This window comes from Acinetobacter sp. GFQ9D191M, assembly GCF_011174875.1.
Lineage (GTDB): Bacteria > Pseudomonadota > Gammaproteobacteria > Pseudomonadales > Moraxellaceae > Acinetobacter.
The window spans coordinates 1-22,687 of sequence record NZ_JAALGV010000024.1 but is presented as its reverse complement, the minus strand read 5'-3'; the positions used below and the strand labels follow the sequence as shown (position 1 = coordinate 22,687).

The 22,687-nt window shown below is 43.1% G+C and carries 29 protein-coding genes; all 29 read left to right on the top strand.

The annotated features are described in order from the left end of the window. The first annotated feature begins 82 nt into the window (after positions 1-82). The 29 genes from G5T77_RS04895 to G5T77_RS04755 all read left to right on the top strand — a co-directional run bounded on the left by G5T77_RS04895 (position 83) and on the right by G5T77_RS04755 (position 22,596). Positions 83-1,096, top strand: coding sequence for a phosphotransferase (locus tag G5T77_RS04895; RefSeq protein ID WP_159124004.1), 1,014 nt, complete (start codon positions 83-85; stop codon positions 1,094-1,096). Next, a complete protein-coding gene (gene murU, locus G5T77_RS04890; protein ID WP_166139424.1) occupies positions 1,097-1,786 on the top strand; it encodes an N-acetylmuramate alpha-1-phosphate uridylyltransferase MurU in 690 nt (229 codons plus the stop codon). Between the two features lie 85 nt (positions 1,787-1,871). Next, positions 1,872-2,504 carry a 16S rRNA (guanine(527)-N(7))-methyltransferase RsmG gene (gene rsmG, locus G5T77_RS04885; protein WP_166139427.1) on the top strand — a complete coding sequence of 211 codons (633 nt, stop codon included), beginning with the start codon at positions 1,872-1,874 and terminating at the stop codon, positions 2,502-2,504. A gap of 24 nt (positions 2,505-2,528) precedes the next feature. Then, positions 2,529-3,311, top strand: a complete 783-nt coding sequence (locus G5T77_RS04880) for a ParA family protein (protein WP_004784019.1) — start codon at positions 2,529-2,531, stop codon at positions 3,309-3,311. Then, positions 3,308-4,195, top strand: coding sequence for a ParB/RepB/Spo0J family partition protein (locus G5T77_RS04875; protein WP_004784018.1), 888 nt, complete (start codon positions 3,308-3,310; stop codon positions 4,193-4,195). The genes G5T77_RS04880 and G5T77_RS04875 overlap by 4 nt, the downstream gene beginning before the upstream one ends. A 37-nt stretch (positions 4,196-4,232) precedes the next feature. Further along, on the top strand, positions 4,233-4,874 hold the full coding sequence (locus G5T77_RS04870; protein ID WP_125279032.1) for a MotA/TolQ/ExbB proton channel family protein: 642 nt from the start codon (positions 4,233-4,235) through the stop codon (positions 4,872-4,874). A 10-nt stretch (positions 4,875-4,884) separates the two neighbouring features. Then, the gene (locus tag G5T77_RS04865; protein WP_159124000.1) at positions 4,885-5,307 is read left to right on the top strand and encodes a biopolymer transporter ExbD; all 423 of its coding nucleotides are present in this window, start codon (positions 4,885-4,887) and stop codon (positions 5,305-5,307) included. Beyond that, complete coding sequence (gene msbA / locus G5T77_RS04860; protein ID WP_166139429.1) at positions 5,307-7,034, top strand: lipid A export permease/ATP-binding protein MsbA; 1,728 nt, start codon at positions 5,307-5,309, stop codon at positions 7,032-7,034. The genes G5T77_RS04865 and msbA overlap by 1 nt, the downstream gene beginning before the upstream one ends. Positions 7,035-7,037: 3 nt before the next feature. Continuing rightward, positions 7,038-8,042, top strand: coding sequence for a tetraacyldisaccharide 4'-kinase (gene lpxK / locus G5T77_RS04855; RefSeq protein ID WP_125279030.1), 1,005 nt, complete (start codon positions 7,038-7,040; stop codon positions 8,040-8,042). A 12-nt stretch (positions 8,043-8,054) separates the two neighbouring features. Continuing rightward, positions 8,055-8,816, top strand: a complete 762-nt coding sequence (gene kdsB, locus G5T77_RS04850) for a 3-deoxy-manno-octulosonate cytidylyltransferase (RefSeq protein WP_166139431.1) — start codon at positions 8,055-8,057, stop codon at positions 8,814-8,816. 14 nt (positions 8,817-8,830) lie between these two features. Then, positions 8,831-9,811: a DNA polymerase III subunit delta' C-terminal domain-containing protein gene (locus tag G5T77_RS04845; RefSeq protein WP_166139433.1), complete on the top strand. Its 981-nt coding sequence runs from the start codon at positions 8,831-8,833 to the stop codon at positions 9,809-9,811. Positions 9,812-9,828: 17 nt separating this feature from the next. After that, positions 9,829-10,170, top strand: a complete 342-nt coding sequence (locus tag G5T77_RS04840) for a PilZ domain-containing protein (protein ID WP_004784000.1) — start codon at positions 9,829-9,831, stop codon at positions 10,168-10,170. A 27-nt stretch (positions 10,171-10,197) separates the two neighbouring features. Next, positions 10,198-10,971, top strand: coding sequence for a TatD family hydrolase (locus tag G5T77_RS04835; protein WP_166139436.1), 774 nt, complete (start codon positions 10,198-10,200; stop codon positions 10,969-10,971). 40 nt (positions 10,972-11,011) lie between these two features. After that, on the top strand, positions 11,012-11,626 hold the full coding sequence (locus G5T77_RS04830; RefSeq protein WP_125279027.1) for a TetR/AcrR family transcriptional regulator: 615 nt from the start codon (positions 11,012-11,014) through the stop codon (positions 11,624-11,626). Between the two features lie 9 nt (positions 11,627-11,635). Then, positions 11,636-12,184 carry a type II secretion system protein gene (locus G5T77_RS04825; RefSeq protein WP_166139438.1) on the top strand — a complete coding sequence of 183 codons (549 nt, stop codon included), beginning with the start codon at positions 11,636-11,638 and terminating at the stop codon, positions 12,182-12,184. Next, positions 12,174-12,758, top strand: a complete 585-nt coding sequence (gene gspI, locus G5T77_RS04820; protein WP_171521873.1) for a type II secretion system minor pseudopilin GspI — start codon at positions 12,174-12,176, stop codon at positions 12,756-12,758. Before G5T77_RS04825 ends, gspI begins: the two co-directional genes overlap by 11 nt. Further along, a complete protein-coding gene (gspJ, locus tag G5T77_RS04815) occupies positions 12,755-13,381 on the top strand; it encodes a type II secretion system minor pseudopilin GspJ (protein WP_166139440.1) in 627 nt (208 codons plus the stop codon). Before gspI ends, gspJ begins: the two co-directional genes overlap by 4 nt. Before the next feature lie 14 nt (positions 13,382-13,395). Next, entirely contained in the window at positions 13,396-14,367 is a 972-nt protein-coding gene (gene gspK, locus G5T77_RS04810; protein ID WP_166139442.1) for a type II secretion system minor pseudopilin GspK, read from the top strand. 160 nt (positions 14,368-14,527) lie between these two features. Continuing rightward, positions 14,528-15,124, top strand: coding sequence for a 6-carboxytetrahydropterin synthase (locus G5T77_RS04805; RefSeq protein ID WP_166139444.1), 597 nt, complete (start codon positions 14,528-14,530; stop codon positions 15,122-15,124). A 45-nt stretch (positions 15,125-15,169) separates the two neighbouring features. Further along, positions 15,170-15,883, top strand: a complete 714-nt coding sequence (gene ung, locus G5T77_RS04800; RefSeq protein WP_004783992.1) for a uracil-DNA glycosylase — start codon at positions 15,170-15,172, stop codon at positions 15,881-15,883. Next, positions 15,880-17,001 carry an enoyl-CoA hydratase/isomerase family protein gene (locus G5T77_RS04795; protein WP_166139446.1) on the top strand — a complete coding sequence of 374 codons (1,122 nt, stop codon included), beginning with the start codon at positions 15,880-15,882 and terminating at the stop codon, positions 16,999-17,001. The genes ung and G5T77_RS04795 overlap by 4 nt, the downstream gene beginning before the upstream one ends. Before the next feature lie 6 nt (positions 17,002-17,007). Continuing rightward, positions 17,008-17,523, top strand: a complete 516-nt coding sequence (gene tadA, locus G5T77_RS04790; protein ID WP_104425959.1) for a tRNA adenosine(34) deaminase TadA — start codon at positions 17,008-17,010, stop codon at positions 17,521-17,523. A gap of 62 nt (positions 17,524-17,585) precedes the next feature. After that, complete coding sequence (locus G5T77_RS04785) at positions 17,586-18,020, top strand: SRPBCC family protein (protein WP_166139449.1); 435 nt, start codon at positions 17,586-17,588, stop codon at positions 18,018-18,020. Positions 18,021-18,034: 14 nt separating this feature from the next. Then, a complete protein-coding gene (gene cmk, locus G5T77_RS04780) occupies positions 18,035-18,718 on the top strand; it encodes a (d)CMP kinase (RefSeq protein WP_166139451.1) in 684 nt (227 codons plus the stop codon). 110 nt (positions 18,719-18,828) lie between these two features. After that, complete coding sequence (gene rpsA / locus G5T77_RS04775) at positions 18,829-20,505, top strand: 30S ribosomal protein S1 (protein ID WP_004783987.1); 1,677 nt, start codon at positions 18,829-18,831, stop codon at positions 20,503-20,505. Positions 20,506-20,669: 164 nt separating this feature from the next. Further along, a complete protein-coding gene (locus G5T77_RS04770) occupies positions 20,670-20,975 on the top strand; it encodes an integration host factor subunit beta (protein WP_005097312.1) in 306 nt (101 codons plus the stop codon). A gap of 22 nt (positions 20,976-20,997) precedes the next feature. Beyond that, complete coding sequence (locus G5T77_RS04765) at positions 20,998-21,363, top strand: LapA family protein (RefSeq protein ID WP_166139462.1); 366 nt, start codon at positions 20,998-21,000, stop codon at positions 21,361-21,363. A 228-nt stretch (positions 21,364-21,591) separates the two neighbouring features. Next, complete coding sequence (gene pyrF / locus G5T77_RS04760; RefSeq protein WP_171521872.1) at positions 21,592-22,287, top strand: orotidine-5'-phosphate decarboxylase; 696 nt, start codon at positions 21,592-21,594, stop codon at positions 22,285-22,287. Positions 22,288-22,374: 87 nt separating this feature from the next. Continuing rightward, positions 22,375-22,596, top strand: coding sequence for a hypothetical protein (locus tag G5T77_RS04755; RefSeq protein ID WP_005236122.1), 222 nt, complete (start codon positions 22,375-22,377; stop codon positions 22,594-22,596). The last annotated feature ends 91 nt before the right edge of the window (positions 22,597-22,687 follow it).

The following is a 22,687-nucleotide window of genomic DNA, read 5'->3' as shown; positions in this document are numbered from 1 at the left end:
ATTGTCGCATCATAGAGAAAAAGTTGATAAGTAGCTACACTTAGCACTTTAAAAACTCAGCCTGTACTAGAATTTATTGCAAATGAATACTCAACGCGAACAATTGATACAATCTTGGATTGCTTCTGTACTCGGTTCAGATCAATTTGAAACACATTTTTTAGCAGGCGATGCAAGTTTTCGTCGTTATGCACGAATCAAACTGAATAATAAAACATTTATGCTCATGGATGCACCACCAGAAAAAGAAGATTGTGTGCCTTTTGTGACGATTGATGAATTTTTTGATGCCCATGGCGTACGTGTTCCACACATTGTGGCCAAAGACCTGGAAAATGGCTTTTTGCTGCTCGAAGATTTTGGTGATGTGCTGTTATCAAATCTGCTAAATGATCAGACAGTTGATGCCTATTATGAGCAAAGTTTTAAACAGCTGATTCAGCTGCAGTCCATTCCTGGAGAAGGTCAGTTTCCTGCTTATTCTTATGAGAAGCTTATTTCTGAAATGGAGCTGCTGACTGACTGGATGCTGCCTGCTCTAAAAATTCAGCCAACAGAATCAGAGTCCGCTCTGATCAAGCGCACATTTGCGATACTGGCGAATGCTGCTTTGGCACAACCACAAGTCATTGTGCATCGTGATTTCCATAGCCGTAACCTGATGAAAATCGAAAATGAAACCGAACTGGGTGTGATTGATTTTCAGGATGCAGTAATCGGTGCTGATACCTATGACCTGATTTCGATTACCCGTGATGCCTATGTGCAGTGGAATGCAGATCGGGTGTATCGCTGGTTTAAAGTGTTCTATGACCTGTTACCAGCAGCGGCAAAACAGGACCGTGATTTCGAACAGTTCAAAAAAGATGCGGATATGATGGCCATTCAGCGGCATATCAAGATTTTAGGTATTTTTGTCCGCTTGTTTGAGCGAGATGGTAAATCAGGTTATCTCAAAGACCTGCCACGTGTGATGTGGTATCTATTGGAAGAAACCAAAGATTATCCAGAGTTACAGCCATTTATGCAGTTTATTCATGAAAAAGTCATGCCTGCCTTTGAAGCAAAATATGGTTCATACGAGGTAGCGGCCTAAATGAAAGCGATGATTCTCGCGGCTGGCTTGGGCAACCGCATGCGTCCTTTGACTTTGCATACGCCAAAACCTTTGCTTGAAGTAGGTGGCAAACCATTAATTGTCTGGCATATTGAAAAACTGGCTGCGATGGGCGTGAATGAAATTGTCATCAATACGGCTTGGTTAGGTGAAAAACTGGCTCAGGCGTTGGGTGATGGTTCACAGTTTGGTGTCAAGATTTTATGGTCACATGAAGGTGAAGGTCTGGAAACAGCCGGTGGCATTATTAATGCTTTACCACTGCTTGGTGATGAGCCTTTCATTTTGGTCAATGGCGATGTCTGGACGACTATGGACTTTGCACCTTTATTGAATGTTGAGCTGGGTGAAAATCTGGCACATCTGGTATTGGTACAAAACCCGGAACAGCATCCAAACGGTGATTTCACACTTGCTGACGGCAAGGCTTATACCTTTGATCAGCAGATCAGTGGTGAAAATCTGACTTTTAGCGGTGTATCAGTGATTCATCCGAAAATGTTTGCAGGCTTAGAGGCTGGAAAGCGTCCTTTGGCACCATTATTAAAAGCAGCAATGCTGGAAAATAAGATTGCTGCCTCTAAATTGACAGGCATTTGGGTAGATGTAGGAACGCCTGAGCGTTTGAATGCACTGGATTCAATGATCCGTGAAGGGAAGTCTGCTTAAGTGAATATTCACTAAGCACTCCCTACTGTGCCAATATAGAGAAAACGGTATACTTCCACTTAACTTTTTCGAGCGTTGATTGTTTATGCACACGTTTTTTCAAGAACTAAAGCAGGGTAGCCAGGCTTTAGGTTTAGAGCTGTCGGATGAAGCTTTAAATTTATTACTCAAGTACCAAGACGCTTTGGTACTGTGGAATAAAGCATACAATTTGACTGCAATCCGTGATCCTAAAGAAATGCTGGTCAAGCATCTGCTTGACAGTCTGAGTATTTTGAAGGATTTGCCTGCAGGTCGTTTGCTCGACATTGGGACTGGTGGTGGTATGCCGGGCATGATCATTGCTTTATGTCAGCCTGAGCGTGATTGCGTACTACTGGATTCAAATGGTAAAAAAATTCGTTTCCTCAAGCAGTTTATTGCAGACCTAAAATTAAAAAATGTCATTGCAGTACAAACCCGTGTGGAAAATGAAGACAGTATCAATGAGCTGGGTCAGTTTGATGTGATTACCAGTCGTGCATTTGCTTCATTGACAGATTTTGTGAATGCGTCTAAACCGTATATGCATGAGCAGAGTATTATTGCTTCCATGAAAGGTTTGATTCCTGAAGAGGAAGTGGCAGCATTAAAAGATGAATTTAGCTGTCAGATTATTGAACTGAAGGTTCCGCGCTTGGACGAACAACGTCATTTACTTCTATTAAAACGTATTTAAAATTTTTGAAGGATCGGGGTCAACATGGCACAAATTATTGCGATTGCCAACCAGAAAGGTGGTGTCGGTAAAACCACAACCGCAGTAAATTTGGCGGCATCTCTCGCTGTGCTAAAAAAACGCGTTTTGCTTGTGGATATGGATTCTCAAGGTAACGCGACCATGGGGTCGGGGATTCAGAAAAATGACCTGCTGTATTCAGTGACTGATGTATTGCTGGGTGAAGTGCCGATTGAAACTGCGATCACCAAGGCTGAAGTTGGATACAAGGTTTTAGGGGCAAACCGTGACCTGGCTGGTGTGGAGCTGGCGATTGCTGAGCAAAAAGGCCGTGAATTTATTTTGCGTGAAGCTTTGCAGGAAATTGAATCCTCATTCGACTATATCATTGTCGATTGTGCACCAAGCTTAAGTCTGATCACCGTGAATGCACTGGCAGCTGTGGATGGCGTCATCATTCCGATGCAATGCGAATATTATGCTCTCGAAGGTCTGGCTGATCTGACACAAACCATCGACCGGATTCAGCAGGCACTTAATCCAGACCTGCAGATCGTGGGTGTATTGCGTACCATGTATGATGCTCGAAATGCCTTGACCCGTGATGTTTCGGAAGAGTTAGAACAATATTTTGGTAAAAAACTTTATGAAACCGTGATTCCACGTAATATCCGTCTGGCTGAAGCGCCGGCACATGGTTTACCAGTGATTTATTTTGAAAAAAGTTCAAAGGGCGCAGTTGCTTACTTAAATCTGGCAGCTGAAGTATTAAAGAAAAGCAAAGTGAAAAAAGGAAGTAAAGCATGACCGTCAAGAAACGTGGACTCGCCAAAGGTCGTGGTTTAGATGCCTTGCTGGGATCAATTCAAAAAGAAAAATTACAACTCGAAGCACAAGGTCTTGATCATGGTCAGTTGAAACAGATTGATGTCAATCTGCTGAAACGTGGTGAATATCAGCCACGTCGCTATATCAATGAGCAGGATCTGCAGGAACTGGCCGCATCGATTGAGAAGCATGGCATCATGCAGCCAATCGTGATCCGTCCGGTCGATGATGAACGCTATCCATACGAGATTATTGCGGGTGAGCGTCGTTGGCGTGCGGCACAGTTAGCAGGTCTGACTGAAGTTCCTGCGATTGTGCGTGAGCTGAATGATCAGGTCGCAATTGCATTAGCTTTAATCGAAAACATTCAGCGTCAGGACCTGAACCCGATTGATCAGGCGATGGCTTTGCAGCGTTTCCATGACGAATTTGGTTTAAGCCATCAGGAAATTGCCGATACCGTCGGTAAGGCACGTACTACAGTGAGCAATTTGCTGCGTCTGCTAACTCTGGCTGAAGAAGTAAAAGACTTTATGCAGCAAGGCTTGCTGGATATGGGACATGCACGTGCCATCCTGACTTTGAAGGCTAAAGATCAGCTTAAAGTTGCTGAGATGGTCATTGAAAAGAGTCTGTCAGTACGCCAAACCGAACAGTTGGTACGCGACTACAATGCACCGAAAACAGAAAAACCAAAAGCAGCGATTGCGCCAGACATTCAGCAGTTGACTCAGCGTCTGTCTGAGCGCTTTAGTGCGGATGTTAAAATTGACTACAACAAGCAAGGGAAAGGCAAGCTGGTCATTAGCTATCATTCTTTAGAAGAGCTGGACGGGATTCTTTCGATCCTGGGCGATGAATAATTAATTTAAAATTTGTTTTTATTGGGGAATAAATCAGATGTGGGAATTGGTTAAAGCAGGCGGCTGGTTGATGCTGCCGCTGGTATTGTGTTCGATATTTATGCTAGCGATCTCGGTCGAGCGCTTCATTCGTTTAAAAAAGAGTCTGGTACTGCCCAACTCACTTCTGATGGGTCCTGCACAAAATGCAGACCAAGCTATGCAAAAGCTGCAACAAAGTTCAGCTTTGAAAAACAGTACTTTGGGTCGTGTATTTACTGCTGGTTTTGAAGCGTGTCACCAGTCTGAGCAATATGCTCGTGCCCAGATGGAAGTGGTAGCTTCACAGGAAATTGGCTATCTGGAAAAGAATATTAATTTTCTGGGTACTTTGAGTGCAGTAGCGCCTCTACTCGGTTTGCTCGGTACAGTGATTGGGATTATTGAATCATTCTTAATGATTGATGTCGGAACTAATAGTGACCCAGTTTTAATGATGCCCGGTATTTCCAAAGCACTGATCACGACAGCAGCGGGTATGCTGATTGCTATTCCTGCTTTATTTGCACATCGTTATTTCCAGCGTCTGGTTCAGGAATATGTGGCGGAACTTGAACAGCAAGCAACGTTATTTCATGCCAACCTGTTCTATTTAAATGCTTCAGATGATGTAGAAGAACGCATCAAGAAAGCAAGTTAGGAGCAGGGGCATGAAATTTAAACGTAACCAGGTGGAAGATGTACATATCAATCTGACGCCCATGATTGATTGCCTGCTATTTATTTTGGTCTTTCTGCTGCTTTCAACCACGTTTAACCAGATGAGCCGAATGAACCTGACGCTTCCAGATGCGCAAGGTGTACCGCCCAAGAATTTTGATCAGAAAATTGAAGTGATTGTGGATTCCAATGGCCACTATGCCGTGAATGGTCAGTCTATTGCCAGTAAAGATGCAGCAGATTTAAATACGGCAATTAAACAGATTTCGAATGAACGTCGTGATTTAATGTTTGTCATTGCCGCTGATGCAAAAGCGACACATCAGGATGTTATTCGTGTCATGGACGTTGCAGGGCAACTTGGCTTTGTTAATGTCAACATCAGTACGAAAGTACCAACTCGAGGTTATTAGTGAAGCACGATTTTAAGGTCTATCTTCGCCTTTTAAGCTATTTAAAACCATTTTGGGGCACAGCCTTAATTGTCCTGCTTGGTTTCTCTATGAATGCGGCCACAGAAGTTTCTGTAGCCAAATTACTGGAATATATCATTGAGGCGATACAAAACAGAGACCAGGGTTTCACCTTACTTTTCCCATTCTTAGTGGTAGTACTGATGTTCTTCCGGGGCTTAGGTCTATTCCTCGGTGGGTATTATACGGCGGTCATCTCCCGTAATCTGGTATTTAATATTCGTCAGGAAGTCTTTGCCAAAATATTGCGTTTGCCTGCGCAATATTTTCTGGACAATACCAGCGGTCATATTACGGCCAAAATTATGTATAACGTTGAGCAGCTCACCGCAGCCTCAACTGAAGCACTTAGAACGATCATTCAGCAAGGTCTGATCACTATTGCCTTATTGGGATATCTTTTATATACCAACTGGCGTTTAACCATGTGTATTCTGATCTTTGGACCCGTGATTGGTTTTGTGATCAGTAAAGCTTCAAAACGGATGCGCAAGCTATCACAACAGGTTCAGGACACTATGGGTGATGTGAACCATGTGGTTCAGGAAACGGTAAATGCTAATCTGATTGTCAAAGGTTTTGGTGGTCAGATTTATGAGCAGGAACGCTTTAAACAGAATTCTTTGGAAAATCTACGCCGTGGCTTGAAAATGGTGGCAGTACAGCAGCTGAACAGTCCAGTGGTACAGCTGATCATGTCAGTTTCACTCAGTATCGTGATGTATATTGCATTGCGCCCACAAATTTTGGGAGATACGACTGCGGGTGAATTTGTTGCTTATATTACAGCTGCTGGCATGTTGGCGCGACCAATCAAGACATTAACTGATGTGAATGAAAAAATTCAGCGTGGTATGGCGGCCGCACATTCTGTGTTTGAATTGCTAGATATGCCTGAAGAGCATAATACCGGCAAACTCAATGATGCCTTAAAAGGCAACATTCAATTTAAAGATGTCAATCTGGTTTATGGCGATGGTCACCATGCGATTCATGACTTTAACCTAGAAGTGAAAGCGGGCGAGACTGTAGCATTGGTTGGGCGTTCAGGAGCAGGTAAAACCTCGCTGGTGAATCTGTTGGTACGTTATCAGGAAACTTCATCCGGGCAAATTTTACTGGATCAAAAACCGATTACTGATTATGAGTTGACTGCTTTACGTACCCAGATCGCGATGGTAAACCAGCAGGTAGTGCTGTTTAACCGTACTGTTCGTGAAAATATTGCTTATGGCCAGCTAGAAAATGCGAGTGATGAAGAAATCATTGCAGCGGCAAAAGCTGCCTATGCACATGATTTCATTATGGCCTTGCCACAAGGTTATGATACGCCACTAGGTGCTCAAGGTCTGAATCTGTCAGGTGGTCAGCGTCAGCGTATTGCGATCGCCCGTGCTATTCTGAAAAATGCACCGATTCTGATTCTGGATGAAGCGACCAGTGCGCTGGATAATGAATCTGAATACTTTATTCAGCGTGCCTTTGATCAGGCGATGCGAGATCGGACTACGATTGTGATTGCCCACCGTCTATCAACAATTGAAAATGCCGACCGCATTGTAGTGATGGATCAAGGTCGTATTATAGAGCAGGGTAATCATGCTGAGCTGATTGCACGTCAAGGTGCTTATTATCAGCTGCACCAACGTAATTTCGAGGAACATTAAGTCATGGCTTTGGCACAGATCATTCAGGATGCTTGGAATACACAGGCAAAGTGGCTGGTTGTGCTGCGTCCTTTGTCCTGGCTTTACCGCTTGGGTTTTGTCAGTAACCACTGGCTTTACCGTAAAGGGATTAAAAAAAGCTATACCGCACCTATTCCAGTAATGGTGATTGGAAATATTACCGTAGGTGGGAGTGGTAAAACACCTTTACTGATTCATCTGGTGGATTACCTCACTGAAAAAGGCCTACGGATTGGTGTAATCAGTCGAGGTTATGGTGGTAAAGGTCCTTTTCCTGCTTATGTAGATTTAAATACCTTGCCTGAAGTGGTAGGTGATGAACCAGCCTTAATTGTCCAAGCGACTGGTGTGCCGATGGCTGTAGGGCCAAATCGTCAAAAGAGCATTGAGCTTCTGCTAGAAAAGCATGCACTGGATTTAATTATTTGTGATGACGGTTTGCAGCACTGGGCTTTAAATCGTCAGATTGAATGGATTGTGCTGGATAATAACCGAGGCTTGGGCAACCAGAAACTTTTACCAGAAGGTTATCTGCGTGAACCCGTTACCCGGTTGGAAAAAGGTACCGTGATTGAACATGCAGCAAATCCAGTTTCGCCTTTGCATATGCATCTTGCAGCCTCTCAGCCGTATTTATTAAATCAGGATGTTATCAAAAGCTTTGATCCAACTGCGGCTTTCTATGCAGTAGTCGGCATCGGTTTTCCACAGCGTTTTTATCAAACACTAGAACATCTGGGGCTGCAGCAATTTCAGTGTCATGAATTTCCAGATCATCATGATTATGAAATTGAAGATCTGCAATTCGATGACAATAGTCCGATCATTACTACTGAAAAAGATGCAGTTAAAATTATGGCATTACTCAAACAGTATCCAGATTATCAGCGGGATATCTGGGTGGTGCCGGTCGATGCAGTCTTGTCACCTGCCTGTTATACAATATTGCAGCAGCAATTAGAGCAACAGGGTATTTCTATTTCCTAAGGTTTATTTACGATGAAACATATAGTTATTCCTGCACGCTTCTCCAGTTCACGTTTGCCGGGTAAACCTTTGCTGGAAATCCATGGTCGTCCGATGATTCTGCGTGTCGTGGATCAGGCCAAAAAAGTACAGGGCTTTGATGACCTGTGTGTGGCAACAGATGATGAACGTATTGCCGAAGTTTGCCGTGCTGAAGGCGTTGATGTGGTCCTGACTTCAGCAGATCATCCATCAGGTACCGATCGTCTAAGCGAGGTAGCTCGAATCAAGGGCTGGGCGAGTGATGACATTATTGTGAATGTACAGGGTGATGAACCTTTATTGCCAGCCCAGTTAGTTAAACAGGTCGCGCAACTCTTAGAAGATCAACCAGCTTGCTCAATGTCGACTCTGTGTGAGCCAATTCATCATTTAGAGGAATTCAAGCGTGACAGTATCGTTAAGGTTGTGATGGCTAAGCATAATCAGGCACTGTATTTTAGTCGTGCTACGATTCCTTATGACCGTGATGGTGCCAAGCTGACTGAACAGAAACTGCATGATCAGGCTTATCGCCATTTGGGCTTATATGCTTACCGCGTGAAACTGCTACAGGAATATGTAACCTGGGAAATAGGTGTGCTGGAAAAACTGGAATCTTTAGAACAGTTACGTGTACTGGAAAATGGTCACCGTATTGCCATTGCTGTGGCAGAAGCCAATTTACCGCCAGGTGTCGATACGCAGGAAGATCTAGATCGCTTGAACCAGATGGATCCATCTTCTTTTGCTTAATTTGAGAATTCTCCATGCCGCTTGATGTCAATGCACAGATTTATCCATGGCAGCAACAGGTTTGGGATACGCTAACCGGGCGTTTTCCTAAGCTTGGGCATGGTTTATTGTTCTATGGAAAAAAAGGCTGTGGTAAAGAAGCCTTTGCCCAGCAGTTTCTGGCCTGGGTTTTATGCCTGAACCGTCAGCCTAAGGGGTCATGCGGTGAGTGTGGCAGTTGTCAGTGGCTGAAAGCGGATACCCATCCGAATTACGTCTATATCAGCACTGATGAAGACAATAAAAAACAGAATGCCAAAATTAAAATTGAAAAGATCCGTGATCTTCTGCCTTTTGTACAGCAGACCGTCGATGGCTGGCGTGTCATTGTCATTGAACCCGCTGAAGCATTAAATATTGCTTCTTCTAATGCCTTGCTGAAAACTCTGGAAGAACCGGGTGAAAATATTGTCATTATTCTGCTTGCGGATCATTATCTGAAATTGCCTGCAACTATTCGCAGTCGTTTACAGCATTTTGCCTTAGACCGGATTTCATCAGCGCAATTCAGTGAATATGTAGAGGCGCAGTTACCTGAAGCAGGTTCGAGCCAGCAGCAGCTATTAATGAATTTATCCAATCAGATGCCTTTGCAAGCGATTGAGGTTGCACGAAGTTCCTGGTTGCCATTACGTCAGGAATTCATGGAAGACTGGAAAAAACTGGTCATTCAAAAAAATATGCCAATGGCAATTGCGACCAAATGGAATAAAAGCCTAAGTTTTGGTGAATTTAGTCAAATGTTTGAATACTTGTTGTCCGATTTAATTTGTGTCAAGCTAAATCAGGCCGTAAAAAACATTGATCTGGACTTTAATGTATTGGCCGAACAATATTCATTGGAAACACTTTTTAAAATTTATGAGGATTTTCAGCGAGCCAAACAATATCTAGAGCAGAACGTACAAAGTAATCTGGTGCTCGATGAATTGTGTATCAAGCTGATGAATCTTTAGCTTAAGGGGAAAACAAGATGCAACCACGTATGGGCGGTATTATTCAGGCCAATATTCCGGATATTGAAACGTTATTTGCCAGTTATATGCCATATGTTGTAGGTGGTGGACTTTTTATTCCTTCCAAGCAGCCAGTAAAATTAGGTGAAGAAGTTTTTGTTTTGACGACTTTACCTGAACAGACGCAGAAAATTCCTTTAACCGGAAAAGTAATCTGGGTTTCTCAAAAGCAGAATGGCATCAAGCCACAAGGTTTTGGGATTCAGCTCACCGGTGAAAAAGGTGTTTTCTTCAAAAATGAAGCAGATCGTCTGGTTGCGGGTCTTAAATCTGATGGACGTAAAAGTTACACTATGTAGTTAATTTACCTTTGGTAGGAACTCATTGTGTTTGTAGATACTCATTGCCATTTAACGCTGCTTGATTTAACACCTTATAACGGTGATCTGGATCAGGCGCTCGCTCAGGCCCGTGAAGCAGGCGTATCCAAGTTTATGAGTATCTCGGTGGATCTGGATGATCATATCGAGTTGGCTAAAATCGCGGCCCGTCATCCTGATGTCGGTTATACCGTTGGTGTACATCCTTGCGAAGATGCGGCGACAATGGCGCGTGCGACCACTGAATATCTGGTTGAACTGGCACAGCCAGAAAAAGTCTGGGCGCTGGGTGAAACGGGACTCGATTATTATCACAGCACCGATTTTATTGCCGAGCAAAAAGACTGTTTTGCCCGTCATATCCATGCCTCACAAATCGTGAAAAAACCTGTCGTCGTGCATACCCGTTCCGCCAAGCATGACACGGTTGATATTATCCGTGCAGAAAAATCTACCCATGGCATTTTGCACTGTTTTACCGAAGATTGGGAAACCGCTAAAACTGTTTTAGACTGCGGTTATTATGTGTCTTTCTCCGGTATTGTTTCTTTTAAAAATGCCCAGGATTTGCGTGACGTGGCCAAACAGGTTCCACTTGATCGCGTTTTAATCGAAACGGATAGTCCTTACCTTGCTCCAATGCCATATCGTGGCAAATCTAATGAACCAAAATACGTTCCTTATGTAGCCAAAGCCCTTTGCGATGTATATGATAAGTCGCTAGAAGAAATGGCTTATATCACAAAGCAGAACTTTGAGAATCTTCTGAATTCAAAGTAAGTAAAGTTAGATAAGAGTACAAGAGAGTTATAGGGTGAAGATGGATCGTCAGGCTCAGTTTCGAGCAAGAGAAACCTTGATTTTTCAAGTTGCAGAACAGTTACTGCTAGAAAATGGTGAAGCAGGGATGACCCTGGATGCACTGGCAGCAGAACTGGATCTGGCCAAAGGCACTCTTTATAAGCATTTCCAGAGTAAAGATGAATTGTACATATTGCTGATTATCCGTAATGAGCGCATGTTGCTGGAAATGATCCAGGATAGTGATAAGGCTTTTCCTGAACATCTGGCATTCTTTATGTTGCATCATCTGCATCACCCTGAACGTACTGTCTTGTTCCATCAGATTGAAGAGCGTTTGTCGACAACGGGTGTGGGTATCCAACATCTGTTTAGCGAACTTTATCAGGTGCGCAAACAGCGCTTACGTCTGATTATCCGTATGACTGAAAGCTATCTGGCTTCAATCAATAGCAGCATGTCGGTGCGTGATTATCTGGCCTCAATTTGGTCGATGACCCATGGTGCAGCTGCGATTCTGAACTCCAGTTTTTATCAGCGCTATCTCGGTTCACGCGATACCTTGCGCGTTGCCCTTATTGATCAAGCTTTAGCTTTACCGAAACAGGTCCATCCTGCCGAGCAGTTCGCCTAAGAGTTGCCTATGATCAGATCACATCACGCCTCCATTCGTGGATTCACTCTAATCGAAGTGATGGTGGTGATTGTGATTATGAGTATTATGGCGTCATTGGTTGTATTGAATATTGGTGGGGTAGATCAGCGCAAGGTAATGCAGGCGCGGGAAGTCCTGTTACTGGATTTGCAAAGAATCTTGCGGGAATCCAATGATCAGTCTCGTATTCTTGCGCTTGATGTTCAGGCTGCCACTGATGTTTCACCATTTCGCTACGGGGTCGTGGAATATCGCGCCCTTAATCCAGCAGAACCCACTTTAAATCAGCAGAAATGGCAAAGCTATGCGGAGTTTAATCTGCGTAATTTGCCAGAGCAGGTCTCTTTCCGGATTCAGTCTTTAGAGCAGCGTTATAATAATGCCCAAAATCGGGATCTTACTGAAGCCAATGCACCCAAGCTGATCTGGTTAGGCAATGGTGAAGTTAAACCGGTCAGAATCCAGTTCTATCTGGAAGATCGTGTAGTGGGCAATCCGATTGAAATTGATCACTTGGGTAAAGTCCATGAAAGCTAGGGTTTTCAAGCAGAGTGCCGGAGCTGATGTAATCAAGCCGTTTAAGTCAAATGCTGATCGTGCGCAATCCGAGTATAGCTCTTCGTCTTGCGCAGCGGTGAAACAGCGTTTCACTCATCGCGGCTCCTCAAGCACAGCTTTCGGACTTTTTTGCGCGATAATGCCGCTCAGGTCGAGGATTACTCGACTTAATCGTGCCTCAGGATTTACCTTGCTGGAAGTGATGGTCGCGCTGGCGATCTTTGCCACAGCAGCCATGACCCTGACTAAAGTTGCTATGCAATATACCCAATCGACTTCGAATGCCATTTTGAGAACCCAAGCCCAGTTTGTTGCCTTGAATGAAGCGGCACTGATGGAAATTAATCAGCAGTGGCTTACTGGTACAGAATCTAAACAACTCACTCAACAGGGCGAAACCTGGCAAATTGATAAGCGCAGTGAACCCACTGTAAGTCCTAATGTACAACGCATTGAATTACAGGTGAGTCTGGTCAACACTGAAACCGGTCAGGCAGAAAATGGAATTAGCAGCTTGATGTTCTTTAATCACCGGATGAATGAAGCGCCATGAAGTCTAAGGGATTTACGCTGGTCGAACTACTGGTTGCTATTGCTATTTTCGCCGTACTCTCTGCTCTAGGCTGGAAAGTATTTGATTATATTGTACAAACCAAAGACCGTAATGCAGTGCATGAACAGCGCTTAAGTCAGTTGCAAGATACTTATCAGCAGATCTTGCGTGATACGGTGCAGGCGGTGCCTTTAACGGCCAATATTAATGGTGATATTCAGCCGGCACTGGTTTTGCAAAACGGACGTTTTAACTTTAGTAAGACTGGAGTCACCGATCCTCTGGAAGAGGGGATTTCTCCAGATGAACGGGTTGAATATCAGTACCGGGCAGATGAACAAAAACTCTATCGCCTGAAATACCGGAATTTAAACCAGACCGGGCGTGATCAACCTGAATCCAGTGTGTTGTTGTCCGAGGTTGAGCAGTTTCAGATCGTAGTACTTAATCCAAATGAAATGACCCAATGGCCAGACTCATCTTTTGATTTAAATCAGATTGAGCAAAAACAGCGTTTACCCAAAGGCATTAAAATTAACTTAATGGTTAATGGGGTCAGTTATGAGTGGATTTTCAGTTTATTGAATACAGATTTCCTGCTTGAAACCCAAAAGTTAACCTGACAAAGAATAATAAAATGCAGATGAACAAAGCAATGATGATCAAACAGCAGAAGGGGATTGCTCTGATTACCATTCTAGTGATGGTGGCACTTGCAACTATTTTGGCTGCGACTATTGCTAAACGTCAGGCCGCAACTGCTGAAAGCACCGCCTATTTAATGCGACAAAACCAGTCTTTGATGTATGCCAAAAGTGCTGAAGCGTTTTTTTCTGAATTGCTGGTCGATGACGCAGAGAATGCAGCGGAAGTTGATCATTTAAATGAAACCTGGGCGCAGCCAATGCCGGCTTTTCCGGTTGAAGATGGTTATGTCTCGGGAATACTGCAAGATGAGTCAGGTAAGTTTAATTTAAATAGCCTGATTACAGCAGAAGGCACGGTGAATGAAAATGCTAAAGCCTGGTTCGAGCTGATATTAAAACGTGCTGGATTGCCAGAGCAGTTGAGTGAAGCCGTGATCGACTGGCAGGATGAAGATGAAATGCCAAGTGGACCAATGGGCGCAGAATCCAATTATTATCAGGGCTTGCCGAATGGTTCTCTACCTCCGAATGCCAAATTTCATAGCGTTGAAGAGCTGAAACTGGTACGAGGCTTTGAAGAAAACAAGTACAAACTAATTGCACCTTATCTAAGTACTGCGCCTGTAGCAGATACTACGGTCAATATTAATACCGCATCTGCATTTCTTTTGGCGAGCATGGATGAAAAGCTGGATGTGAATGCCGTGCAGCAATTGCTGGATCGCCGTCAGGCAAATCTGGAATATTTTTCCAATGTAGCTGATCTTTGGACACTAGAACCCTTTGCTCAGGTGGATGCAGCCAAACACAACCTGTTTAATAACCTGCTTGGGGTGCAATCCAATCACTTTAAAGCACGTATCGAAGTGATGCTGAGTGAGCGTAAACGTCAGTTTAGTAGTGATCTGGTGCGGCAGGACAAGAAGGTTTATGTTGCCTATCGAAGCATGGCACCTTTTTAAAATTCCACCATTTTTAAATAATCTCATTTTTTGGAATTTAATCTGTTTTCGCTTCAATCCCTTTTGCCTATCATGACGAACTGCAAAATTAATCCTCATCGGTTTACTTTTGCTTTATAATTGAAATTAATTCACCTATTTTTTGACGACATTACGGCATATGTTAATTCGTAAGTTATTTAAGTTTGAAAATGCTCATATTGTGCGTAACTGCACCTCGGATCGCTGTAAACGTTCGATTCATGGTCACAGTTATAAAGTTGAGTTATTGCTGAAAGCGTCGAAGTTGGATCATGGCCAGATGGTATATGATTTTGGTCTGCTCAAAGGGGTGATTAAGGATTTTTTTGATTCTTTTGACCATGCGATCTGCTTTTGGCAAAAAGATGATCCTGAATATATTCAGGCATGCAAGAATTTTAGTGCACGCTGGGTATCTTTGCCGGTTTCGCCATCTGCAGAACAGTTTTCACGTATTTTCTTCTTCTTGGCTCAGCAGGTACTGATATCTACTGTCACCCAGAATGGTGAAGGGGATGTTGAAGTTTACTCTGTGATTGTCCATGAAACTGATACCGGCTATGCGCAAAGCTTTCTGGAAGATATCCAGAATGAACAAATGGGTCCACTTAGCCTGGAACAGATTGAATTCTCGGAGCAGGTGCGTGCAGAATGGACAGATCCAGAGATGTTTGCGAAACTGAAACAGGGTCTTCCATTTCATAATCCGGCTGTGGATCTGCAAGTCCAGCCTTAAAAATTCGAATATAAACGCAGACTGACATAGATTTAGGATTGAAGCATGTCTTTAAATGAACAGCAAATTGCCAAACTGAATAAAGTTCAGTTAGATGACAGCTGGAAATATGGACTCAGTGAGTTTTTATTGAGTCCAAAAATGGATGCGTTAAAAACGTTTTTAATTGAAGAAAAAAAAGCAGACAAGGTGATTTATCCACCGAATCACCTGATTTTTAATGCTTTGAATACGACGCCATTAGACCGGGTTAAAGTGGTGATTATTGGTCAGGATCCTTATCATGGTCCGAATCAGGCGCATGGTTTAAGCTTCTCGGTGCAAAAAGGGGTTGCATTACCTCCATCTTTACGTAATATTTTTCATGAGTTACATAATGATTTAGGCGTAAAAATCCCTAAACATGGTGATTTAACTCATTGGGCGGAACAGGGTGTACTTCTGCTCAACGCTGTACTGACCGTAGAGGCTGCACAGCCAACTTCACATCAGAAACGTGGTTGGGAAGAATTCACAGATCACGTCATTGATGTATTGAATGAACAACGTGAACATATCGTTTTTATTCTTTGGGGCGCATACGCACAGCGTAAAGGACAGCGCATTGATCAAAATAAACACCTGGTCTTAAAGGCAGCACATCCTTCGCCTTTGTCAGCAAACCGGGGTGGTTTTTTTGGTTGTAAAGTTTTTTCGAAAACGAATAATTATCTCAAACAACATGGCATTGAGCCTATAGATTGGCAGCTGGACGCATGACTTATTCTCCTGTAACTAAACCTTACCATCCGGACCTGATTGTTGAACAAGCCAACAATGGCTGGCGCATTGTACGCCTGAATCGTCCAAAATCATTACACGCTTTAGATGAATCTCTGGTTTCTGCACTACTGGAAGTTTTTCAGGACTTTCATACAGATGACAGCGTAAAAGCGATCTGGCTGGATTCAACTACCCCGAAAGCATTTTGTGCCGGTGGGGATGTACGTAAGCTGCGTCAGTTAGTAATTAATGATGAAGTGGCAACCGCTAATAAGTTTTTTGAACAGGAATATGCGCTAGATCTATTGCTGCATAACTATGCCAAGCCGGTATTGGTGTGGGGTGAAGGTTATGTTATGGGTGGTGGTTTAGGCCTGTTTATGGCGGCTCCATTCCGTTTGGTGACGCCGTATTCACGTCTGGCCATGCCTGAGATTAATATCGGTTTATATCCAGATGTGGGTGCGACCCGCTTCCTGGCAGACCGTGGAGCGATTGGTCTGTTTACGGGTTTAACGGGTTCAATCATGACCGCTGCTGGTGCTTACGGTATTGGCTGGGCGACTCATATCTGTGATGCACAGCGTGATTCAGTATTAGATAAGGTCGTAAATATAGACTGGGAACATTATCCAGCTGGCGATTTCCGTGCGATTGATGATACCTTGAATAGTATGCATCGTCCGGTAGGCCCGGGTCCTCTGCAAAACTCACTGGATGTAATCCACAGTGTATGTCGTGGAATGAACTTTGAACATGACTATGAATCGATTATCGGTCTAAGTGATGCGCGCAGTGACTGGTTGCGTCAGGCCAGCGAAAACCTGCAAAAAGGCTCACCTGCAACCGCTGCTCTAAGCTGGTTATTATGGCAATGGGGTAAACAGGTTCATTCATGGAATGAAATTTTTGAACTGGAAACCCAGATTTCAGATTGGAAAATCCGTCATCCTGATTTTGTTGAAGGTGTACGTGCACGACTGGTTGATAAAGATCTGTCTCCAGAATGGCAAAAGGGTAGTGATTTAAGCCTGAAAGGCATTCTGTCTCAGAATCCACCGGTAACCACCATTGAAAGCTGGAATGAGCTACTCAAGCACTATGATGTGATTTAAGTCTGAATGTCCGAAACACAATTTACCGATGAATACTGGATGCGGCTTGCTTATGAGCAGGCTGCACTTGCTGCTGAGCAGGGTGAAATTCCTGTAGGTGCGGTGATTGTCAGTCAAAATCAGGTCATTGGCCGTGGCTACAATGCGCCTATTTCTTTAAATGATCCGACTGCCCATGCTGAAATCGTAGCATTACGTGAAGCTTGTCAGAACCTGAAAAACTACCGCCTGCCTGAAGATGCTGTCCTCTATGTAACTCTGGAACCGTGCACCATGTGTGTAGGTGCATTGGTGCATTCGCGTATTTCACGGGTCGTTTTTGGTACAAATGAGCCCAAAGCAGGTTCTTTGGTGAGTGCACGCAAGCTTTTTGAGACTGGCTACTATAATCATGTATTTCTATTTGACTCGGGCTGTATGCAGCAGCAGTGTGCTGAGCAGTTGAGTGCATTTTTCAAGTTGCGTCGTGAACAAAAACGCCAGCTGAAATTGCAAGAAAAATTACTGAATGCTCATAAATAAATCGAATCTAATTCGTTAAACTTTGCTCACTTTAAAATCATTTATTTTCAGGAAAAAGAAAAATGAAAAATGCGATTCAGGTAAAAAAAGAATTCCCAGCAGCGATTGATAAGGTTTTTGAATTGCTGTCTAAACACGATGCTTATAACGTGGCTTTTGCACCAATGCAGGTGGAACGGATTAAGGATTCGGCAGACCCTGAGCGCCCAGATGGGGTGGGTTCTGTGCGTAGCATGGGTTTAGGTCCAGTCAAGCCGCTAAAAGAGCAAATTACCTTGCTAGAGCCGAACTCCCGTATTGAATACAAGATCGTAAAGAATCCTTTGATTAAACATCATTTGGGTATTATTGAATTTGAAGCATTGGATGATAACAAAAGTCTGGTGACTTATACGATAGAATTGCAGGCGCGTTTTCCATTTGTCAGTAAATTAATTCTTGCACAGCTTAAAACAGGGATTAAACTAGGCCTCGCAAAACTTGCAAAATCTGTATAAATAACGGGAAAGTAATGACAGTTCAAATTATTACCATTGATGGTCCAAGCGGATCTGGCAAAGGCACACTGGCTGCAAAACTGGCAGCACATTACCAGTTTCATTTACTGGATTCAGGGGCTTTGTATCGTTTATTAGGACTGTCATTGCATCACCATAATTTACTCGATGAACTGGATACTAAACTGGCTGAATGCGTACAAATTGCAACAAATTTGGACATCCGATTTGTCAGTACTGAATCAGGTGTTCAAGTATGGCTGAATGGTGAAGATGTCTCCCAAACTATCCGTACTGAACGTGTCGGTGAGTATGCTTCAAAAGTTGCTGCAATTCCTGAACTTAGAACCGCTTTGGTGGCCCGGCAGCATGCTTTTGCTCAAGCCCCTGGTCTGGTGGCAGATGGCCGCGATATGGCGACCAGTATCTTCCCAGAGGCACAAGCCAAGATTTATTTGACAGCTTCGGCTGAATCCCGTGCGCAAAGACGTGTAAAGCAGTTGCAGGGTATGGGGCTGGATGTTAAAATAAACGACATTTTAGCTAATATCGAAGCGCGGGATAAACGAGATATGGAACGCACTGTTGCTCCGCTCAAACCTGCTGCTGATGCGTACATCATCGACAGTTCAGATCTGAATATCGATGAAGTATTCAAGCTGATGACCACATATGTGGATCAGCAATTAGCTCAATAACCCTATTATTTCAGCAGACGCATAGCTTGATCAGTTTTATATGGACTATGTAGATGCTTAATTAAACCGGCCTTGTCTGATCCAAGACCGCTGACTTTATCGGATATATCATGACCGAATCTTTTGCAGCCCTCTTTGAAGAAAGCGAATTAAACCTCAACGTTGAAAAGGGTGCAGTCATCCAAGGCGTTGTAGTAAGCATCGACTCTGATTGGGTAACTGTTGACACTGGCCTTAAATCTGAAGGCGTTGTTGACCGTGCTGAGTTCTTAAATGAACAGCGCGAACTTGAAGTTCAAGTTGGCGACACTGTAGACGTAGTTGTTGAAGCACTTGACAACGGTATGGGTCAAACAGTTCTTTCTCGCGAAAAAGCTAAACGCGCTGAGACTTGGACTAAACTTGAAAAAATCTTTGAAGACGGCGAAATCGTTACTGGTGTTATCTCTGGTAAAGTTAAAGGCGGTTTCACTGTTGACATCGGTCCAGTTCGTGCGTTCCTTCCAGGTTCTTTAGTTGATACTCGTCCTATCCGTGATACTACTCACTTGGAAGGTAAAGAGTTAGAATTCAAAGTAATCAAACTTGACGCTAAACGTAACAACGTTGTTGTTTCACGTCGTGCTGTTATGGAAGCTGAATCTTCAGCTGACCGTGAAGCGCTTCTTGCTCAGCTTGAAGAAGGTCAAACAGTTACTGGTACTATCAAAAACCTTACTGACTACGGTGCATTCGTTGACCTTGGCGGTATCGACGGTCTTCTTCACATCACTGATATGGCTTGGAAACGTATCAAGCACCCATCAGAAGTTGTTGAAGTGGGTCAAGAAGTTACTGTTAAAGTACTTAAATTCGACCGCGAACGTAACCGCGTATCTTTAGGCCTTAAACAATTAGGCGAAGATCCATGGTTAGCGATCATGAGCCGTTACCCTAAAGGTTCTATCGTTAAAGCTCGCGTAACTAACCTGACTGACTACGGCTGTTTCGCAGAAATCGCTGAAGGCGTTGAAGGCTTAGTACACGTTTCAGAAATGGACCACACTAACAAAAACATCCACCCATCTAAAGTAGTTCAGATCGGTGACGAAGTTGATGTTATGGTTCTTGAAGTAGACGAAGAGCGTCGTCGTATTTCTCTTGGTATCAAACAAACTCGTGCTAACCCATGGGAAGAGTTTGCTAAGAACCACGACAAAGGTGAAAAAGTTTCAGGTACTATCAAGTCAATCACTGACTTCGGTATCTTCATCGGTTTACCAGGCGGTATCGATGGTCTAGTTCACTTGTCTGACATCTCTTGGAACGAACAAGGCGAAGAAGCGATCCGTCGTTACAAGAAAGGTGACACTGTTGAAGCAGTTATCCTGTCTGTAGATGCTGAAGGCAACCGTATCAGCCTTGGTATCAAACAATTGAACAGCGATCCGTTCAACGATTTCTTAGCTGCTAACGAACGCGGTGCGCTTGTTAAAGGTACTGTAACTGCAGTTGACGCTAAAGGCGCTACTGTTAAGTTAGCTGATGAAGTTGAAGCAACTCTTAAAGCATCTGAAATCAACCGCGACCGCGTTGAAGATGCGACTAAATTCCTAGAAGTTGGTCAAGAAGTTGAAGCTAAGATCATCAATGTAGATCGTAAATCTCGCTCTATCAACTTGTCTATCAAAGCGAAAGACGAAGCTGAAGAGAAAGAAGCTGTTGCTAACCTGAAAACAGCTGCTGCTGGTCAAGACAATGGTCCTAAAACTATTGGTGACTTGATCAAAGCGCAAATGAATCACTAAGAGTAGATGGTGAATTGTATTGTTAATGTAAGTTAAGTAATACTTTTTACACAAATACTGTAAACGGTAGCGTAGTATTTAATTATTGCGCTACCGTTTTGTATTTAAACAGGTTATTATCGGAAAATAGATCCCGAGTAGCTTGATAATTAAAGAGGTCGCAGATGACTACTGAAGCACTTAATAAGTCTGACTTAATAGAGCGCATCGCGCTAAAGAATCCGCATTTGGCTGAACCTTTAGTGGAAGAAGCAGTTAAAATTATGATTGATCAAATGATTGAAGCTTTATCATCTGATAACCGTATTGAGATTCGCGGGTTTGGCAGCTTTGCATTGCATCATCGTGAGCCTCGTGTGGGTCGTAATCCTAAAACTGGTAAATCTGTTGAAGTTGCAGCAAAAGCTGTTCCACACTTTAAGCCAGGTAAAGCACTTCGTGATGCAGTAAACGAATCTGCAAACAAATAAACAAGATATTTACGGGGTGTTCATGCGTTACGTTCTGGTCATTCTTTTATTGCTCATCTTTGGCTATTCATTAGCTTTGGTGTTGCAAAACGGGACTGAGGTCTCAGTGGACTTGTTATTTACTCAAGTTCCTGCAATGCGCTTAGGGTTATTGCTCCTTTTGACTCTTTCCTTAGGAATAGTGGTTGGCTTGTTACTCGGTGTGCAGGTTTTCCGCGTTTTTCAGAGTAATTGGGAAATTAAACGACTACGTAAAGATATTGAACATCTACGTAAGGAACAGTTGAATACTGCCAAGATGATGGCAGCAGAAGCGGCAGCTCATACACGACATGAGAAAACAGTATTAGATATTAATTCTAATGACAGGCCATCGGCACCGCTTTAGACAAAAATGAGAAGTCGAAGTAATCTACTGATTTTTTTACTTCGCCTGTTTTGATTAAACGCCTTTTAGCTTAGCTTCTAAGGCGTTTTTTTATTGTTAAATTATATTTAGAAAAAATATATAAAAATTATATAAATAAATGACTTAATTTGAATCAAAAAATCATTTTTGCGAAAATATTCTTGGTTGTTATAGGGCTAATCCGTATAATGGTTTAATTTTGTCAATTTGAAGGGTCTTCTCATGAGTATCATCGTTGCACTGGATGCTAAAAGTCAATTTGATGCCTTAACGATTGCAGAGCAGCTCGATCCTGCCTTATGTCGAGTAAAGGTGGGCAAAGAGTTATTTACTCATGAAGGTCCTATCATTGTAAAAGCACTTCAAGACAAAGGTTTTGACGTGTTTTTAGATCTGAAGTTCCATGATATTCCGAATACCACTGCACAAGCGGTATGTGCTGCGGCAGACTTGGGCGTGTGGATGGTCAATGTCCACGCTTCAGGTGGTCGTAAAATGATGGAGACCTGTGTTGAGCGTTTAAAAGCAGGTAACTATAAGACTCAACTCATTGCGGTAACTGTGTTGACTTCAATGGGGCGTGAAGACTTGAAAGATATTGGCTTGGATATCGAGCCTAATGAACATGTAAAACGTCTGGCTCAACTCACCAAAGACAGTGGCCTGGATGGGGTGGTCTGTTCCGCACAAGAAGCGAAAATGCTGCGTGAAACCATTGGACAAGACTTTGCACTGGTCACTCCTGGGATTCGTCCTGAAGGTTCAAATGCAGACGATCAAAAACGTATTGTGACACCAAAACAGGCAATGCTGGATGGATCAACACATCTGGTGATTGGACGACCAATTACCAAGTCGGAAAATCCTCGTCAGACTCTAAAAGATATTTTGGCAACATTGTAATTCCGGTTACCTGATGAAAAGCCTTTCATATGAAAGGCTTTTTTTATACATTGAGAAAAGCTGTATAAAAATAAAAAGGAACTTCAAATGAGAATAATAAAGACACCAGAACAAAAGATGCTAGAACAAAGGCTGGAGATGGAAAAAATAGCAGATCAGTTCGAACAGCAGGAAAAATATAAACAACAGGCACAGTCGGGTTCATGGGACTGGATGTCAGGCCTTGATAGCATAGATATTGTAGAACTCGCTTCAGAGATGATGGAGACAGTAGGAGATTCATTGAGTAGGGTTGATTTGAATTTTTAATATTCCGTAGTTTATTTTATTTCTAATTGAATCCCCCTAAATCCCCCTTTATGAAAGGGGGACTTCTCCTCACTGCTGTCCCATAGTTTGC

Bases quoted from the DNA above. Each gene is read 5' to 3' on its own strand.
- G5T77_RS04895 (WP_159124004.1), top strand. From the start codon at position 83: ATGAATACTCAACGCGAACAATTGATACAATCTTGGATTGCTTCTGTA.
- murU (WP_166139424.1), top strand. From the start codon at position 1,097: ATGAAAGCGATGATTCTCGCGGCTGGCTTGGGCAACCGCATGCGTCCT.
- rsmG (WP_166139427.1), top strand. From the start codon at position 1,872: ATGCACACGTTTTTTCAAGAACTAAAGCAGGGTAGCCAGGCTTTAGGT.
- G5T77_RS04880 (WP_004784019.1), top strand. From the start codon at position 2,529: ATGGCACAAATTATTGCGATTGCCAACCAGAAAGGTGGTGTCGGTAAA.
- G5T77_RS04875 (WP_004784018.1), top strand. From the start codon at position 3,308: ATGACCGTCAAGAAACGTGGACTCGCCAAAGGTCGTGGTTTAGATGCC.
- G5T77_RS04870 (WP_125279032.1), top strand. From the start codon at position 4,233: ATGTGGGAATTGGTTAAAGCAGGCGGCTGGTTGATGCTGCCGCTGGTA.
- G5T77_RS04865 (WP_159124000.1), top strand. From the start codon at position 4,885: ATGAAATTTAAACGTAACCAGGTGGAAGATGTACATATCAATCTGACG.
- lpxK (WP_125279030.1), top strand. From the start codon at position 7,038: ATGGCTTTGGCACAGATCATTCAGGATGCTTGGAATACACAGGCAAAG.
- kdsB (WP_166139431.1), top strand. From the start codon at position 8,055: ATGAAACATATAGTTATTCCTGCACGCTTCTCCAGTTCACGTTTGCCG.
- G5T77_RS04845 (WP_166139433.1), top strand. From the start codon at position 8,831: ATGCCGCTTGATGTCAATGCACAGATTTATCCATGGCAGCAACAGGTT.
- G5T77_RS04840 (WP_004784000.1), top strand. From the start codon at position 9,829: ATGCAACCACGTATGGGCGGTATTATTCAGGCCAATATTCCGGATATT.
- G5T77_RS04830 (WP_125279027.1), top strand. From the start codon at position 11,012: ATGGATCGTCAGGCTCAGTTTCGAGCAAGAGAAACCTTGATTTTTCAA.
- G5T77_RS04825 (WP_166139438.1), top strand. From the start codon at position 11,636: ATGATCAGATCACATCACGCCTCCATTCGTGGATTCACTCTAATCGAA.
- gspI (WP_171521873.1), top strand. From the start codon at position 12,174: ATGAAAGCTAGGGTTTTCAAGCAGAGTGCCGGAGCTGATGTAATCAAG.
- gspJ (WP_166139440.1), top strand. From the start codon at position 12,755: ATGAAGTCTAAGGGATTTACGCTGGTCGAACTACTGGTTGCTATTGCT.
- gspK (WP_166139442.1), top strand. From the start codon at position 13,396: ATGCAGATGAACAAAGCAATGATGATCAAACAGCAGAAGGGGATTGCT.
- G5T77_RS04805 (WP_166139444.1), top strand. From the start codon at position 14,528: ATGTTAATTCGTAAGTTATTTAAGTTTGAAAATGCTCATATTGTGCGT.
- ung (WP_004783992.1), top strand. From the start codon at position 15,170: ATGTCTTTAAATGAACAGCAAATTGCCAAACTGAATAAAGTTCAGTTA.
- G5T77_RS04795 (WP_166139446.1), top strand. From the start codon at position 15,880: ATGACTTATTCTCCTGTAACTAAACCTTACCATCCGGACCTGATTGTT.
- tadA (WP_104425959.1), top strand. From the start codon at position 17,008: ATGTCCGAAACACAATTTACCGATGAATACTGGATGCGGCTTGCTTAT.
- G5T77_RS04785 (WP_166139449.1), top strand. From the start codon at position 17,586: ATGAAAAATGCGATTCAGGTAAAAAAAGAATTCCCAGCAGCGATTGAT.
- cmk (WP_166139451.1), top strand. From the start codon at position 18,035: ATGACAGTTCAAATTATTACCATTGATGGTCCAAGCGGATCTGGCAAA.
- rpsA (WP_004783987.1), top strand. From the start codon at position 18,829: ATGACCGAATCTTTTGCAGCCCTCTTTGAAGAAAGCGAATTAAACCTC.
- G5T77_RS04770 (WP_005097312.1), top strand. From the start codon at position 20,670: ATGACTACTGAAGCACTTAATAAGTCTGACTTAATAGAGCGCATCGCG.
- G5T77_RS04765 (WP_166139462.1), top strand. From the start codon at position 20,998: ATGCGTTACGTTCTGGTCATTCTTTTATTGCTCATCTTTGGCTATTCA.
- G5T77_RS04755 (WP_005236122.1), top strand. From the start codon at position 22,375: ATGAGAATAATAAAGACACCAGAACAAAAGATGCTAGAACAAAGGCTG.